The sequence below is a fragment of the Micromonospora sp. DT228 genome (genome assembly GCF_049841595.1).
In the GTDB taxonomy this organism is placed as follows: Bacteria; Actinomycetota; Actinomycetes; order Mycobacteriales; family Micromonosporaceae; genus Micromonospora.
In genome coordinates, this window is the sequence record NZ_JBNCKO010000009.1 from 42,293 (window position 1) to 57,989 (window position 15,697).

Consider the following 15,697-nt stretch of genomic DNA (forward strand, 5'->3'; position numbering starts at 1 on the left):
CCGAGGATGACATCGACCTTGCGGCCACCGCCGCCGGCGCCACCCCGGTCACCGGCGGAGGCGGCCAGCCCCGCCCCGCGGTCGCCGCGACGCCGCCGGAGCTGGCGGCAGGCGCTGCGCCGGGACTGGCAGCTCTACTCCCTCGCCGTCCTGCCGCTGCTGTTCTTCCTGGTCTTCCGCTACCTGCCGATGCTCGGGAACGTGATCGCGTTCCGCCGGTTCAAGCCCGGCGGCAACGTCTTCGGTGAGTACTGGGTCGGCCTGCGGTACTTCCGGATGTTCCTGAGCGACCCGACGTTCTGGGAGGTCTTCACCAACACGCTCGTGCTCGGGACGCTGACCCTGCTGTTCTGCTTCCCGTTGCCGATCGTGCTGGCGCTGATGCTCAACGAGGTACGCGCCCGCCGATTCAAGCGCTTCGTCCAGTCGGTGTCCTACCTGCCCCACTTCCTGTCGATCGTGATCGTGGCGGCGATGGTCATGCAACTGACCTCGGTCGGTGGCGCGGCCAACCAGCTCGTCGGCCTGTTCGGCGGGGAGCCGGTGGCCTTCCTGCAGAAATCGGAGTGGTTCCGCACCATCTACGTCTCGTCCGAGGTCTGGCAGACCGTCGGTTGGGGGACGATCCTCTACCTCGCCGCCCTCACCACGGTCGACGAGGACCTGTACGAGGCGGCCCGGATCGACGGCGCCAACCGGTGGCGGCAGACCTGGCACGTGACGTTGCCGGGGATCCGGCCGACGATGATGACGTTGCTGATCCTCAACATCGGCAGCTTCCTGGCGGTCGGGTTCGAGAAGATCCTGCTGCTCTACAACCCGCTGACGTACCCGACCGCGGACGTGGTCTCCACCTACCTGTTCCGGATGGGCTTCCAGTCCAGCAACTTCAGCTACGCCGCCGCCATCGGCCTCTTCGAGGCGGTGATCGGGCTGATCCTGGTCCTGACGGCGAACCTCATCTCCCGGCGCACGGTGGGGACGAGCCTGTGGTGATCCTCGGTACGAAGAGCGACGCCCCGAAGACGCGGGGCCCGGTGGACAGTCGTGGCTACCGGATCTTCCGGATCGTCAACACGGTCGTCCTGGTCGGCGTCGTGATCGTGACGCTGTTCCCGTTCCTCAACATCGTGGCCCGCTCGCTCAGCGAGGAGGCGTACATCATCGCCGGGGAGGTGAGCATCGTCCCGCGCGGGTTCGACCTGACCGCGTACAAGCTGTTGATGTCCGACGGGTTGTTCTGGACGAACTACCGCAACACGGTGGTGTACACGGTGGTCGCCACGCTCATCTCGATCGTGCTGACCACCTGTTACGCGTACGTGCTGTCGAAGCCGCAGCTCAAGGGACGCGGCGTCCTGGTCGGCATCGCGCTGTTCACCATGTTCTTCTCCGGCGGCCTGATCCCCAACTACGTGCTGGTCACCAGCCTGGGGATGAAGAACACCATCTGGGCGGTCGTGGTCCCCAACGCCATAAGCGTGTTCAACCTGCTGGTCATGAAGGCGTTCTTCGAGAGCCTGCCCAGCGAGCTGGAGGAGGCCGCGGCCGTCGACGGGCTGAACACGTACGGCATCCTGCTGCGGATCGTGTTGCCGCTGTCGAAGGCGATCATCGCCACGATGGTGCTCTTCTACGCGGTGTCCTTCTGGAACTCGTGGTTCGCCGCGTTCCTCTACATGGACCAGCAGGACCTGCTGCCGGTCACGGTCTACCTGCGCAACCTCATCGCGGGCGCCACCAGCGCCGAGTCCGCCGCCGCCGACGCCGACAAGGTCCAGGCCGCAGCCACCCTCGAGGCCGTGACGATCGTGCTGACCACCCTGCCGATCCTGGCGGTCTACCCCTTCGTCCAACGGTACTTCGTCCGCGGCGTGATGCTCGGCGCGGTCAAGGGGTGACGCCGACGCCACACCGATCCACATTCGAATTCCCACCACCGAAAGGACGAGCCATGCTCCACAAGACGTGGCGCCGGGTGGCGATAGCCACCGCGGGTCTGCTCGCGCTCACCCTCAGCACCGCCTGTTCCGAGGACCCCGGCGAGTCGACGGACCTCTCGGAGAACAAGGTCGGGGCGATGGCCACCTACGGCGTCGGCGACCAGTTCAAGGCCACCGAGGCGCTCTCCTTCTCCACCCTCTACAACAACCACACGTTCTATCCGCTCAAGGAAGACTGGGCGTTCTGGTCGGAGCTGACCAAGCGGACCAACGTCAAGATCGACCCGGTCGCCGTGCCGCTCAGCGACTACGAGCAGAAGCGCAGCCTGCTGATCGGCGCCGGGGACGCCCCGCTGATCATCCCCAAGACGTACCACCCGCAGGAGGACGCGTTCGTGTCGTCCGGGGCGATCCTTCCGGTGAGCGACTACCTGGATCTGATGCCCAACCTCAAGGACAAGATCGCCAAGTGGAACCTCAAGCCGGAGATCGACAACCTGCGACAGGCCGACGGTAAGTTCTACCTGCTGCCCGGCCTGCACGAGAAGCCCACGCAGGACTACACGGTGCTGGTGCGCACCGACATCATGCAGGAGCTCAACCTTCCCGTCCCGAAGACCTGGGACGACCTCTACACGGTGCTCAAGGCGATGAAGGCCAAGTACCCGAACGTCTACCCGTACTCCGATCTCTTCAGCAAGCCCAACCCGACCGGCGCCCTGCTGAACCTCCTCGGCTCGTCCCACGGCACCTACGCCGGCTGGGACTACCAGCACGCCACCTGGAACCCGGCGGAGAAGAAGTTCACCTACACCGGTTCGTCCGAGCAGTACAAGCAGATGGTCACGTTCCTGCACAAGCTCGTCGCCGAGGGTCTGCTCGACCCGGAGAGCTTCACCCAGACCGACGACCAGGCCCGCCAGAAGCTCGCCAACGGCAAGTCCTTCGTGGTCACCGGCAACGCGCAGACGCTTGTCAACAACCACCGGCCCGACCTGGCCAAGACCCTGCCGAACGCGAAGATGGCAAAGATCCCGCTGCCGATCGGCCCAGCCGGCGAGGTCAACCCGTTCCCCCGGCTGGAGAACGGCATCATGATCTCCTCGAAGGCGCGGGAGAGCAAGAACTTCGTGGCCATGATGCAGTTCATCGACTGGCTGTGGTATTCGGACGCAGGTTTGGAGTTCGCCCGCTGGGGCGTCGAGGGCACCACCTTCACCAAGGACGCGTCCGGCAAGCGCACGCTCGTCCCTGACGTCAGCTTCCTGGGGCTCAACCCGAAGGCGTCCAAGCACCTGCAGAAGGACTTCGGCTTCCAGAACGGCGTCTTCGCCTACGGCGGCGCGCCCGACCTGGTCCGTGGGTTCTTCTCCCCGGAGGAGCTGGAGTTCCAGAAGGTGATGGACGCGCGCAAGCCGAGGGAGGTCCCCCCGCCGCGTCCGTTCACCGACGAGGAACGCGAGCAGGTGTCGCTCTGGGAGACCCCGCTGAAGGACTTCGTCACCCAGAACACGCTCAAGTTCGCCCTCGGCCAGCGGCCCCTCAGCGAGTGGGACGCCTACGTGGCCGAGCTGAAGGCCAAGAACTCCGAGCAGTACATCGACCTGGTCAACAAGGCGTACGAGCGGTTCCAGAAGAACAACGGCTGATCAGCGGGGAGTCCGGTCGGGCGGTCCAGCAGGCCCAACCGACCGGACTCCCCGGCGACCACCGGCCCGGGGCGTGCGTCGACCCGCTCGCCCGCGGGCCGGACGACCAGAGGGCGGCAATGCGCAGTTGCGACCGGAGGGGACAGCCTTGAGCGCCGCGCGCACCTGGCGACAGTTCGGCGACGGGCCACTGTCGCGGATCACCTCCCGGGTCTACATCCTGCTCGTGGTCGAGCTGCTGATGCTGCTCACCACCCTGCCCGGCCTGCTGCCGATGCTGCTGCTGGGCCGCGACGCGAGCAACCTGCCGCTGGCCGCCGTCGGGCTGGTGCCCGTCGGCCCGGCCCTCTCGGCAGCCCTGTACGCCCTGCGCCACCAGCGCGCCGACCTGACCGACCTGCGGCCCGCCGCCGTGTTCTGGCGCGGCTACCGGGCCAACCTGGCCGGCGTGCTGCGCGTCTGGGTGCCGACTCTGCTGTGGCTGACCGTGCTCGCCGTGAACCTCGCCTACCGGGGCGCGGTGGGACTGCCGGGTTGGTGGGCGGTGCCGCTGGTCCTGCTCGCGGTGGGCGTGACGCTCGGTGCGGCGAACGCCCTGGTGATCACCTCGCTGTTCGACTTCCGCACGCGGGACGTGCTCCGACTGGCCGTGCACTTCCTCGTGCGTACCCCGGGTGTCACCGTCGGCAACGCGCTGCTGGTGGCCGCGGCGGCCGCGGTCACGACGGTCTTCTCCGAGGCGGTGCTGGCGATGCTCGGTTCGGTCGCGGTCCTGGCGCTCCTGCGCGTCAGCGACCCGATGGTCCGGCTGATCCAGAAGGAGTTCCTCCGATGAGCCCGCCCGGCAGCGGCACGGCGCCCCTCGGGGGCGACGACAACCGGACGTGTGCGAGCAGGCGTACGGTGTCCTTCTGCTAGGGGAGGATTGATGAACGCCGAAGAGTGGGTGGATCTGGAGCAACTGATGTTCGTCGAGGAGCCGCTGGGCACGGACGAGCCGGGCTTACACCCGGCCTGGCTGCCGCCCGAGGCGTTCCGGACCCTCGGCGCGCGCCGCGTTCTCGTCCACGGTGACGGGTTGCTCGTCGACACCGTGCTCGACGAGGTGTCGCGGGCCTGCGCGCGCTACGGCGGGCGGGTGTGGCACAACCCCTCCTGGGACGTCGACGTCGACCTGGTGCTCGCCGTGCGTGGCGTGGGCGAGCTGCCCGGCCCGGCGGTGGAGGCGGCAGGTGACGAGGTCGGCGACGGGACGCTCGGCAAGGAGGGCTTCCTGCTCACCCACGCCGGTCCGGTGACAGTGGTGCTGGCCGACGCGCCCGCCGGCCTGCTGTACGGGCTCTTCCACGTGGTCCGGCTCTGCGCGGCGGCCTTCGAGCCGACCCGCCCGCCCGAGCGGCACCGGCCCGCGCTGCGCCGGCGGATGCTCAACCACTGGGACAACGTCGCCGTGCACCCGGTGATGGGCCAGGTCGAACGAGGGTACGCGGGCGGCTCCATCTTCTGGCAGGACGGCCGGACGCGCGGCGACCTCGCGCGGATCCGCGAGTACGGACGACTGCTGGCCGCGAGCGGCGTCAACGCCATCTCGGTGAACAACGTCAACGTCGCCCGAACCGAGGCGCTCCTGCTCACCGAGCGGCTCGGCGACGTGGCCGAGATCGCCGACGTGCTGCGCCCGTATGGCATCCGGGTGCACCTCTCGGTCACCTTCGCCGCGCCGCTGGTCCTCGGCGGCCTGCCGACGGCCGACCCGCTCGACGAGGAGGTGCGGGCGTGGTGGGCGGAGACCACCCGCGACGTCTACGACCGCATTCCCGACTTCGGCGGCTACGTGGTGAAGGCCGACTCGGAGGGGCAGCCCGGCCCGTTCAGCTACGGCCGCGACCACGCCGACGGGGCGAACCTGCTGGCCGACGCGCTCGCTCCGCGCGGGGGAGTGGTGCACTGGCGGGCGTTCGTCTACAACCACCACCAGGACTGGCGGGACCGCTCGACCGACCGGGCCCGCGCCGCGTACGACCATTTCGCCCCACTCGACGGGCGGTTCCGCACAAACGTGGTCCTGCAGGTGAAGTACGGCCCGGTGGACTTCCAGCCCCGGGAGCCGGTCTCCCCGGTGATCGCCGCGATGCCCGCCACCCGACTGGCCGTCGAGTTGCAGGTCACCCAGGAATACACGGGCCAGCAGCGGCACGTCTGCCACCTCGGTCCGCTGTGGAGCGAGGTGCTGCGGTTCACCCCCTGGGGGCCGGGCGGACGCTCGGTGGCCGACGTGGTGGCGGGGGCGGCGGGCGCCGGTGGTGGCCTCGTCGCGGTCGCCAACACCGGCGACGACAGGTTCTGGACCGGGCATCCGTTGGCGCAGGCCAACCTGTACTCGTTCGGGCGGCTCGCCTGGAACCCGGGGCTGGACCCGACGGCGGTCCTCGACGAGTGGATGACGCTCACCTTCCCGCCGTCGGCGACCGCAGACCCGGACCTGGTCCGGCGGACGCTGCACGAGATCATGGACGAGTCGTGGCGCACCTACGAGCGGTACACCGCCCCGTTGGGCGTTGGCTTCATGGTCAACCCCGACGGCCACTACGGTCCCGGCGTCGACGGGTACGAGTACTCGCGATGGGGCACCTACCACTTCGCCGACCGCGACGGCGTGGGCGTGGACCGCAGCCGCGCGTCGGGCACCGGCTTCGCCGGCCAGTACCCGCCGTACTGGGCCGAGGTGTACGAGACGCCGGGGAGTTGCCCCGACGAGCTGCTGCTCTTCTTCCACCATGTGCCGTACCAGCACGTGCTGCACAGTGGATCGACTGTCATCCAGCACATCTACGACACGCACTTCGCCGGTGTCGAGGAGGTGGCGGCGATGCGCCGGAGGTGGCAGACGCTGAACGGGATGATCGACCCGGCCGTGTACGAGCGGGTGGCCGAACTGCTCGACGAGCAGGTGCGGTCCGCCACCGAGTGGCGCGACCAGATCAACACGTACTTCTTCCGCAAGTCCGGGGTGCCGGACGAGCGGGGGCGGCGCATCTACTGAACCGGCCGGCCGGCCGGCCGGGCGGCGGTGTCGCGGTCACCAGGGGTGGACCGTGCCGTCCTCCAGCCGGTTCACCGGCAGGTACGCCGGCGAGTACGGGTAACGCGCCGCCGCCTCCTCGTCGATGTCCACGCCGAGCCCGGGAGTCTCGGCCGGGTGCAGGTAGCCGTCGGCGAAGTGGTAGCCGTGCGGGAACACCTCGTCGGTCTGCTCGGTGTGCCGCATGTATTCCTGGAGGCCGAAGTTGGGGATGGAGATGTCGAGCTGCAACGCGGCGGCCATGCAGACGGGGGAGAGGTCGGTGGCGCCGTGCGATCCGCTGCGGACCTGGTGCAACGCCGCGAGGTCGAAGATGCGGCGTAGGTGGGTGATCCCGCCGGCGTGCACCACTGTGGCCCGGATGTAGTCGATGAGCTGTTCCCGGATGAGCTGGGCCGCGTCGAAGATGCTGTTGAACACCTCCCCGACGGCGATCGGGGTGGTGGTGTGCTGCCGGATCAGCCGGAAGCCCTCCTGGAGGTCGGCGGGGACCGGGTCCTCCATCCAGGTCAGCGCGTAGGGCTCCAGGCTGCGACCGAGCCGGGCCGCCTCGATCGGGGTGAGTCGGTGGTGCACGTCGTGCAGCAGCCGCAGGGTCGGGCCGAACTCGTCGCGTACCTGGGCGAACACCTTCGGCACGTGCGCCAGGTAACGCGGGGTCGACCAGGTCGCCTCGCTGGGCAACGCCGCGTCCGCCGGCTCGTAGAAGAACTTGTCGGTGCTGACCCCGTACGTCTTGGGCAGGCCCGGCACCCCACACTGCACCCGGACGGCCCGGTAGCCGAGGTCGACGTAGCGGGCGACCTCCACCAGCACCTCCTCGACGGTCTCGCCGTTGGCGTGGCCGTACACGGTGACGCCCTCGCGGGACCGACCGCCGAGCAGCTGGTAGACCGGCAGGCCGGCGACCTTGCCCTTGATATCCCACAGCGCCGTGTCCACGGCGGCGATGGCGCTCATCGTGACCGGGCCGCGTCGCCAGTACGCCCCCTGGTACAGGTACTGCCAGGTGTCCTCGATGCGGGCCGGATCCCGGCCGATGAGCAGGGGCGCCACGTGGTCACGCAGGTACGACGCGACGGCCAGCTCCCGGCCGTTGAGGGTGGCGTCCCCGACCCCGGTCACCCCCTCGTCGGTAACGATCTTGAGAGTGACGAAATTGCGGCCCGGACAGGTCAGGATGACCCGGGCATCGACGATCTTCACGTGATCTCCTTCGTGCCCGGGGGTGTCGTCTACTGACGCACACCGAGGGGCGGGAGGGATGTGAACGTCCGGCACGTTTCGAGAACATCCCGATAATAGCCCGCGAGCGGCCACCGGCGGCCGGGCCCACCGGTGTCCCCGGTCGTGCAGGTGGGCCCGGAATCCGTTGCAGCGAAAGGTTTCCGGAAGTCTTGACAATCGAGTGTCCTCGATTGAAGCTGACTTCGTCACGCGAGCCGCGGTCAAGGGTCGGGCGAAGGGCAGTCCTCGACTTCAGTCCCCTTCCACGCGCCTATCTCCCGAGGGATCGCGATCGATGACACTCAAGACACGGCTGCTCGGCGCCGCCATGGCGGCCCTGACGATGGCCGCCGCCGCGCTGACCTTCGCCGCCCCGGCGTCGGCGGCGACGCTGACCCAGGTGCCCGGCTTCGGCACCAACCCCACAAACCTCCAGATGCACCTGTACGTCCCGGACCGGGTGGCCACCCGACCGGGGATCCTGCTGGCCCTGCACTACTGCACCGGCTCGGGTCCGGCATTCCACTCCGGCACCCAGTACGCGTCCCTCGCGGACCGCTACGGATTCATCGTGATCTACCCTTCGGTGACCCGCAGCAGCAAGTGCTGGGACGTGGCCTCGCCGCAGGCCCTTCGCCGTGGCGGAGGCAGCGACCCGGTCGGGCTCATGGCGATGGTCGACTACGTGCGGCAGCGCTACGCCGCCGACCCGGCGCGGATCTTCGCCACCGGCACCTCCTCCGGAGCGATGATGACGAACGTCATGCTGGGCGACTACCCGGACGTGTTCGCGGCGGGCGCTTCCTTCGCCGGTGTGCCGTTCGGCTGCTTCGCCACCGGGGGCAGCTCCGAGTGGAACAGCGAGTGCGCGAACGGGCAGCTCATCAAGACCCCACAGCAGTGGGGAGATTTGGTCCGTGGGGCGTACCCGGGCTACACCGGCCAGCGACCACGCATGCAGATCTGGCACGGCACCAACGACGAGACGCTGCGATACCCGAACTTCGGCGAGCAGGTCAAGCAGTGGACGAACGTGCACGGGTTGAGTCAGACCCCGACGTACACCGACTCGCCGCAGTCCGGCCACACCCGCACCCGGTACGGCGGCAGCGGCACGACGGCGCCGGTCGAGGCGATCAGCATGCAGGGCGTCACGCACAACCTGCCGGTCGACGCCGCGCAGGTCATCCGCTTCTTCGGCCTGGACGGCGCCACGCCGACCACGCCGCCCCCAACCACGCCGCCGCCCACGACTCCGCCGCCCCCGACGACTCCGCCGCCGACCACGCCGCCCCCGACGACTCCGCCGCCGACCACCCCGCCCCCGACGACTCCGCCACCGACCACGCCGCCGCCCGGCGCGGGCGCCTGCCGGGTCGGCTACACGGTCAACGCCTGGAACAACGGACTCACCGCGAGCGTGGCCATCACCAACACCGGCACGGCCGCCGTGAACGGGTGGGCGCTGGCCTTCACGCTGCCCAGCGGGCAGGTCATCACAGGTGGCTGGAACGCGCAGTACTCACCGACGAGCGGCGCGGTGACCGCCCGCAACGTCTCCTACAACGCCACCATCGCCCCGAACGCGTCGGTCGAGATCGGCTTCCAGGCCACGCACGCGGGCGGCACCGGCAAACCCTCGTCGTTCGCCCTCAACGGGGCCACCTGCTCGGTCTCCTGATCGAGCACCACCACCGAGAACGGAGTCGTACGAGATGAGAAACGTGACATGGAGGGCGGCGTCGAGAGTCGCCCTCGCGCTGACCGGCGCGGGCGCCCTCGCCGCCGGCATGGCACTGGTCCTGGTGACGCCCGCCTCCGCCGGCACCACCCTGGGTGCGTCCGCCGCGGAGAAGGGTCGCTACTTCGGGACGGCGGTTGCCGCGTACAAGCTCTCGGAAAACGCGTACACCACGATCTTGAACCGTGAGTTCACCATGGTGACGCCCGAGAACGAAATGAAGATCGACGCCACCGAGCCGCAGCAGGGTCGGTTCAGTTACGCCAATTCCGAGCAGATCGTCAACCACGCCCGCAGCCACGGGATGCAGGTACGCGGCCACACCCTGGCCTGGCACGGCCAGCAGCCGGGGTGGATGCAAGCCATGGAGGGCACCGCGCTGCGCAACGCGATGCTCAACCACATCACGCAGGTGGCGACCCACTTCAAGGGACAGATCTATTCCTGGGACGTGGTGAACGAGGCGTTCGCCGACGGCAACTCCGGTGGTCGTCGGGACTCGAACCTGCAGCGCACCGGCAACGACTGGATCGAGGCGGCGTTCCGCGCCGCGCGCGCGGCGGACCCGGGCGCGAAGCTCTGCTACAACGACTACAACACCGACAACTGGACCTGGGCCAAGACGCAGGGCGTCTACAACATGGTGCGGGACTTCAAGGCCCGTGGCGTGCCGATCGACTGCGTCGGTTTCCAGTCACACTTCAACAACGACTCGCCGTACGCCAGCAACTACCGCACGACGTTGTCGAGCTTCGCGGCTCTGGGTGTGGACGTGCAGATCACCGAGCTGGACATCCAGGGCGCGTCGGCGAACACGTACCGCAGTGTCGTCGAGGACTGCCTGGCCGTGGCCCGGTGCAACGGCATCACGGTGTGGGGCATCCGCGACAATGACTCGTGGCGGGCCTCGCAGACGCCGCTGCTGTTCAACAGCAACGGCTCCAAGAAGGCCGCCTACGACGCGGTGCTCGCCGCACTGAACAACGGCACCCCGCCGCCCACGACGGCCCCGCCCACAAGCGTCCCGCCGACCACCGCGCCGCCCACCACCGCGCCGCCCACCACTCCGCCGCCGGGGCAGGGTGGCTGCACCGCCACGGTGACGGTGAACCAGTGGACCGGCGGCTTCGTGGCGAACGTCCGGGTGACAGCCGGCTCGTCGGCTCTCAACGGCTGGACCGTGACGACCACCCTGCCGTCCGGCGCGACGGTCACCAACGCCTGGAGTGCCAACCCCAGCGGTAACACTGGCACGACCAACTGGACGAACGTGTCCTACAACGGCCAGGTCGGCGCCGGGCAGTCCACCGAGTTCGGTTTCCAGGGCACCGGCACCGCCGGCAGCCTGAGCCCCACCTGCGCGGCCAGCTAGAGGAATTACCGGCCGGTGCGGAGGGCGACCCACCCACTCTCCCGCCCCCCGCACCGGCCCCACCCCAGCCCTCGTTGATCATGAGGTTATTGCCCCCACAAGCGGCGTGTCAGGACGCTAACCTCATGATCACCCGGTGCTGTGGCGGAGCGGACAGCGCGCGAAGCAGGCCGGCCTGTCGCTGCCGGACATCCGGGCGTTCCTCGCCGCAGGGAACCCCGCCGTTCGCAAGGACGTGCTGCGCCGCAACCACGGCGCGCTGCGGGCCAGGATGGCGGCCCTGCGGTCGGCGCTCGACCTGTTGGAGGCCGGGCTGAACTGCTCACACGAGGACGTCACGACCTGCCCGAACTACCGGAGCCAGTTGGCGGAGCTGGTGGAGGTCGGGGGCAGGTCCTAGTCGCCGGAGTGTTCCATCCGGATGCGCCCCCCGCTGCCTCTTTCCTCCAGGTCCCCACAGTGCCGGCACGGTGGCGGGCAGCACCGACATCGCGACCCTGACGTGCGCGCGGCGTTTGTCGCGCCCAACCCGCACGGCCGCCCTGATCAGGTGTGATGTCCTGGCTGGTCCCGGACATAAGCCCGATAGGGGGTGCTGTGGACGTGGTGGAGGAGCGGTTCACCGAGTTGTACAGGCGTCATCACGACGACGTGCGGCGGTACGTGGCGCGTCGGGTCATCGGGCCCGACGTCGGTGACGTGGTCGCCGAGGTGTTCCTGGTGGCGTGGCGTCGCCTGGCCGACGTGCCGCCCGCCTCGGTGCTGCCGTGGCTCTACGGCGTGGCCCGGCTGGTGTTGGCGAACGAGGCGAGGGGGCGACAGCGGTGGCGGGAGTTGACGCTGCGGGTCGCGGCCGAGCCGGGCCGGTCGGTGCAGGACGACCACGCCGACGAGGTGATCAGCCAGCGGGACGTCGTGACCGCCTTCGCTCAGGTGTCCGATGCCGACCAGGAGATCCTGCGGTTGGTGGCCTGGGAGCGGCTGACCCCGACCGAGGCGGCGGTGGTGCTCGGGTGCACGAGAGCGACGTTCGCGATGCGGTTGATGCGTGCCCGCCGTCGGCTGCGGGCGCGGTTGGATGTGACAGCTGACGGGACGAGCCAGCCATCGGCCGAGACGCCGTCGATGACCGTGGGTGGGTGAGATGAAGACCCTCGATGACGTACGCCGGTTGTTGGGCGACCTCGACCCGGCACGCGACCTTGTTCCCGCCGACGAGCGGCGTCGGGCTGCGGACCTCGCCCGAATCCTCGCCACGGATCGTGCGCCGTCCGCCGGTCGTCGTGTCCTCCCGCGACGCCGTTTCGTGCTGGCGGCCGGCGCGGCGGCGCTGGCGTTGGCAGCCGGGGTCGTCACGCTCGAGGCGGTGCGGGAGCCGCAGCCGGTGTGGGCGGTCACCCCGGCGATGCTGACCTACGGCCCGGCGTCGACCACGGAACGGGCCGACGTCCGGCTGCGCCGCCTGGCCGAGGTGGCGGCCGCACAGCCGGCGCCACCGAGGCCGGCGGGCACGGTGGAGCACCTGGAGTCGGCGAACTGGTTCCTCAACTCCTCGATCTCCGGCGGCCGGACGACGTCCGCCGTCGTACCGCAGCAGTGGCGGTCGTGGCGCACCGACGACGACGCCGGCCGGATGGTGCGGAAGGAGCTGCCGCCGGTCTTCCGCTCCGATGCCGACCGGAAGGAGTGGCAGCGGCGGGGCGGCCGGGTCGACTCGTCACGGGAGACGACCGACTACGCCGCTGGTGAGTTCACCCCGGGCTGGCCGGGCCCGGTGCCGACGGACGTCGCGACGCTGCGGGAGTGGTTGGACGCGGGCAGCCCACCCGAGGAGCCGGTGCAATATCTGGAGGACGTCGCCCACCTGACCGGGGTGCGGCTGCTGAACCCGGCGCAGCGGGCCACGGTGCTGCGCCTGCTGGCCGACCTCCCGGGCATCACCGTGACCGGGACCGTCACCGACCGGGCCGGCCGCGCCGGTGAGGCGTACTCGATCACCTCCGACGCCCATGGGCTGCCCGCCCAGTACACGGTCATCGTCGACCCCGACTCGGGTGTGCCGCTCGGCTACGAGGAGGTGCTGACCACGACGGCGGGCAGGTTGAACGTGACGATCCCCGCGGTGATCACCTACCGAACGTATCTGGTCGCGGAGTATGCCCCGTGGCCAGGCTGAACGGGGTCAGCCGTCGATGCGGGTGATGTTGCGGATCTTGTTGGACGCGTCCAGGGCGGCCACCTTGTACGCCTCGGCCAGCGTCGGATAGTTGAACACGGCGTCGATGAGGTAGTCGATCGTGCCGCCGCAGCCCATCACCGCCTGCCCGATGTGGACGATCTCGGTGGCGGCGGTGCCGAACACGTGCACGCCGAGTAGCCGGCCGTCGTCGGGGGAGACGAGCAGCTTGAGCATGCCGTAGGAGTCACCGACGATCTGGCCGCGAGCCAGCTCCCGATAACGCGCGACGCCGACCTCGAACGGAGTCGAGGCGTCGGTGAGCTGCGCCTCGGTCTGCCCGACGAAGCTGATCTCCGGGATGGTGTAGATGCCGATCGGTTGAAGGCCGTGCATCTCCCGGATCGGTTCGCCGCAGGCGTGCTGGGCCGCCAGTCGACCCTGCTCCATCGAGGTGGACGCGAGCGCGGGAAAGCCGATCACGTCGCCGACGGCGTAGATGTGGTCCACCGCCGTGCGGTAGTTGGCGTCCACCTTGATCCGGCCGCGGCGGTCCGCCTCCAACCCGGCGGCCTCCAGGGCCAGGTCGTCGGTCTGCCCCTGCCGGCCGGCCGAGTACATGACCGTGTCCGCGACGATCTTCTTACCGCTCTTGAGGATGCACAGCGCGGCGGTCTGGTGCTTCTCCACGGCGGCGACCTCCTCGCCGAAGCGGAACGCCACCGACAGGTCGCGCAGATGGTATTTGAGCGACTCGATCACTTCGTCGTCGCAGAAGTCGAGCATCCGCTCGCGGCGCTCCACGACTGTCACCTTGGTGCCGAGCGCGGCGAACATCGACGCATACTCCATGCCGATCACACCGGCGCCGACCACGACCATGCTGCGCGGGACGGCCTGGAGGTTGATGACGCCGTCGGAGTCCACGATCGTCCGGTCGTCGAAGTCGACGCTGTCCGGGCGGGCCGGGCGGGTGCCCGCCGCGATGACGATCTTGTCGAAGGTCACCTTCGACTCGCGGCCGGAGCCGCCGTCGACCCAGATCGAGTGCGCGTCCGCGAAGCGGCCGGTGCCGGTGATCATCACGACCCGGTTGCGGGCCAGTTGGTTGCGGATGACGTCGGTCTGCCGGCTGATCACGTGCTGGGTCCGGGCGGCCAGGTCGCTGACCGTGATCTCTTCCTTGACCCGGTAGTTGCTGCCGTAGAGGTCTCGCTGGCTCAGCCCGGTCAGATAGAGGACGGCCTCGCGCAGCGTCTTGGAGGGGACGGTGCCGGTGTTGATGCACACCCCACCGATCATGTCGCGGCGGTCGACGATGCCGACGCGCCTGCCGAGCTTGGCGGCAGCGATCGCGGCCTTCTGACCGCTGGGTCCGGAGCCCAGCACCAACAGGTCGTAGTCATACACAACCGCTAGCGTCGCAAGATGTCGCGACTGGCGCCAGACCCCGGAGCCGAGCGTTATTCGTCTGCCACCACGCAGAGGCCACCGTTGAGCGTGATCTCCTGCGGCAGTTGCGTGCCGGAGGCGACGAGCCCCAGCGACACCGTGCCGCCCGGCGGGATCACCGTGTTGCGGCCGGTGTTGCCCACCCGCAGGAGGCCGTAGTTGGGGCGGTCGACGACCTTCGCGCCCCAGATGCCGTGGACCTTCTGGCTGGCCGAGAACCGCCACGTCATCGTCCACCCGTTGACCGCAGTGGTGCCGGTGTTCTTGACGGCGAGGTGCGCCACGAAGCCGTCCGACCACTGCCGCACCACGGACCGGACTTCGCAGCTCGGCGGTGGTGGCAGGGTGGTGACGGTGACCGGGGCCGACAGTGGGGACAGGAGTCCGACCTCGTCGCGCGCCCGCACCACGAAGGTGTACGTGGTGTTCGGCGTCAACCCGCTGATCTGGGCACTGTTGACGGGCGGGTACTGGGAAACATCGCGGACCAGGGTGAGAGCGCCGCCGGCGTCCACCCGGAACACCTCGTACCGTTCGACCGCCCCGTTCTCCACCGAGTGCGCCCAGCGCAGCCGAACCCAGGTGGCGGTGACGTCGAGCGCCACCGGTTGACCCGGCGCGCCCGGCGGTTGGTCGTCCCCCGGTGACATGGTGAACCGCAGGGGCCCGGTCGACGCTGAGCTGTTGCCGGCCGCGTCCAGCGCCCTCACGAAGAAGGTGTACGTGCGTGACGGCTGCAGGTCGGTGAGCCGAATGCTGTTGGTGTCGGTCGACCAGGTCCTGCCGTTGTCCTCGAACTGCGCGGAGACCGGGTAACTGACCACCCCCACGTTGTCGGTCGAGGCAGCCCAGGTCAGCTCGACCCAGGTGGCGTCGATGGCGGCGACGGTGATCGGGCCTGGGGTGGTGGGAGGCTCGGTGTCGGCGGCAGCCGCGAGTGCCGGGGTCGCGCCCGTCGCCACCAGGACCGCCGTGAGCGTGCAGGCGGCCAGTGCGGCGGCCCTGGACCGGACGCCGCGCCACAGATGATCGCGCATGGTTGATCGCCTCGCTTT

General features: G+C 69.4%; 13 protein-coding genes. 10 read left to right on the forward strand and 3 right to left on the reverse strand.

Annotated features, from left to right (window positions below; translation table 11 throughout):
• Positions 1–6: 6 nt before the first annotated feature.
• The 5 genes from ACLQ29_RS19365 (at position 7) to ACLQ29_RS19385 (ending at position 6,635) form a co-directional block, all read left to right on the forward strand.
• Complete coding sequence (locus tag ACLQ29_RS19365; protein WP_425772904.1) at positions 7–996, forward strand: ABC transporter permease; 990 nt, start codon at positions 7–9, stop codon at positions 994–996.
• Entirely contained in the window at positions 993–1,901 is a 909-nt protein-coding gene (locus tag ACLQ29_RS19370) for a carbohydrate ABC transporter permease (protein ID WP_425772905.1), read from the forward strand. The genes ACLQ29_RS19365 and ACLQ29_RS19370 overlap by 4 nt, the downstream gene beginning before the upstream one ends.
• 53 nt (positions 1,902–1,954) lie before the next feature.
• Positions 1,955–3,592 carry an extracellular solute-binding protein gene (locus tag ACLQ29_RS19375; protein ID WP_425772906.1) on the forward strand — a complete coding sequence of 546 codons (1,638 nt, stop codon included), beginning with the start codon at positions 1,955–1,957 and terminating at the stop codon, positions 3,590–3,592.
• Between the two features lie 148 nt (positions 3,593–3,740).
• Entirely contained in the window at positions 3,741–4,427 is a 687-nt protein-coding gene (locus ACLQ29_RS19380) for a DUF624 domain-containing protein (protein WP_425772907.1), read from the forward strand.
• 93 nt (positions 4,428–4,520) lie between these two features.
• The gene (locus ACLQ29_RS19385; protein WP_425772908.1) at positions 4,521–6,635 is read left to right on the forward strand and encodes an alpha-glucuronidase; all 2,115 of its coding nucleotides are present in this window, start codon (positions 4,521–4,523) and stop codon (positions 6,633–6,635) included.
• Between the two features lie 36 nt (positions 6,636–6,671).
• On the opposite strand, the gene manD is transcribed toward ACLQ29_RS19385, so the two are convergent.
• On the reverse strand, positions 6,672–7,880 hold the full coding sequence (gene manD / locus ACLQ29_RS19390; protein WP_425772909.1) for a D-mannonate dehydratase ManD: 1,209 nt from the start codon (positions 7,878–7,880) through the stop codon (positions 6,672–6,674).
• Positions 7,881–8,196: 316 nt separating this feature from the next.
• Here manD and ACLQ29_RS19395 point away from each other — a divergent pair, with 316 nt between their 5' ends.
• The 5 genes from ACLQ29_RS19395 (at position 8,197) to ACLQ29_RS19415 (ending at position 13,190) form a co-directional block, all read left to right on the forward strand.
• A complete protein-coding gene (locus ACLQ29_RS19395; RefSeq protein WP_425772910.1) occupies positions 8,197–9,582 on the forward strand; it encodes an extracellular catalytic domain type 1 short-chain-length polyhydroxyalkanoate depolymerase in 1,386 nt (461 codons plus the stop codon).
• Positions 9,583–9,616: 34 nt separating this feature from the next.
• A complete protein-coding gene (locus ACLQ29_RS19400) occupies positions 9,617–11,014 on the forward strand; it encodes an endo-1,4-beta-xylanase (RefSeq protein WP_425772911.1) in 1,398 nt (465 codons plus the stop codon).
• Between the two features lie 136 nt (positions 11,015–11,150).
• The gene (locus ACLQ29_RS19405) at positions 11,151–11,414 is read left to right on the forward strand and encodes a MerR family DNA-binding protein (protein WP_425772912.1); all 264 of its coding nucleotides are present in this window, start codon (positions 11,151–11,153) and stop codon (positions 11,412–11,414) included.
• Between the two features lie 197 nt (positions 11,415–11,611).
• Complete coding sequence (locus tag ACLQ29_RS19410; protein ID WP_425772913.1) at positions 11,612–12,157, forward strand: RNA polymerase sigma factor; 546 nt, start codon at positions 11,612–11,614, stop codon at positions 12,155–12,157.
• Between the two features lies 1 nt (position 12,158).
• A complete protein-coding gene (locus ACLQ29_RS19415; RefSeq protein WP_425772914.1) occupies positions 12,159–13,190 on the forward strand; it encodes a CU044_5270 family protein in 1,032 nt (343 codons plus the stop codon).
• Positions 13,191–13,196: 6 nt separating this feature from the next.
• On the opposite strand, the gene sthA is transcribed toward ACLQ29_RS19415, so the two are convergent.
• Together sthA and ACLQ29_RS19425 are read right to left on the reverse strand one after the other, a co-directional pair.
• Positions 13,197–14,600 (reverse strand): Si-specific NAD(P)(+) transhydrogenase, encoded by a 1,404-nt coding sequence (gene sthA / locus ACLQ29_RS19420; RefSeq protein ID WP_393371468.1) that lies wholly within the window; start codon positions 14,598–14,600, stop codon positions 13,197–13,199.
• Between the two features lie 53 nt (positions 14,601–14,653).
• Positions 14,654–15,679, reverse strand: coding sequence for a fibronectin type III domain-containing protein (locus ACLQ29_RS19425; RefSeq protein WP_425772915.1), 1,026 nt, complete (start codon positions 15,677–15,679; stop codon positions 14,654–14,656).
• Between the last annotated feature and the right edge of the window lie 18 nt (positions 15,680–15,697).

What these genes read in the sequence shown, in the direction of transcription:
- ACLQ29_RS19365 (WP_425772904.1), top strand. Translation starts at nt 7, where the DNA reads ATGACATCGACCTTGCGGCCACCGCCGCCGGCGCCACCCCGGTCACCG.
- ACLQ29_RS19375 (WP_425772906.1), top strand. Translation starts at nt 1,955, where the DNA reads ATGCTCCACAAGACGTGGCGCCGGGTGGCGATAGCCACCGCGGGTCTG.
- ACLQ29_RS19385 (WP_425772908.1), top strand. Translation starts at nt 4,521, where the DNA reads ATGAACGCCGAAGAGTGGGTGGATCTGGAGCAACTGATGTTCGTCGAG.
- ACLQ29_RS19395 (WP_425772910.1), top strand. Translation starts at nt 8,197, where the DNA reads ATGACACTCAAGACACGGCTGCTCGGCGCCGCCATGGCGGCCCTGACG.
- ACLQ29_RS19400 (WP_425772911.1), top strand. Translation starts at nt 9,617, where the DNA reads ATGAGAAACGTGACATGGAGGGCGGCGTCGAGAGTCGCCCTCGCGCTG.
- ACLQ29_RS19415 (WP_425772914.1), top strand. Translation starts at nt 12,159, where the DNA reads ATGAAGACCCTCGATGACGTACGCCGGTTGTTGGGCGACCTCGACCCG.
- ACLQ29_RS19425 (WP_425772915.1), bottom strand. Translation starts at nt 15,679, where the DNA reads ATGCGCGATCATCTGTGGCGCGGCGTCCGGTCCAGGGCCGCCGCACTG.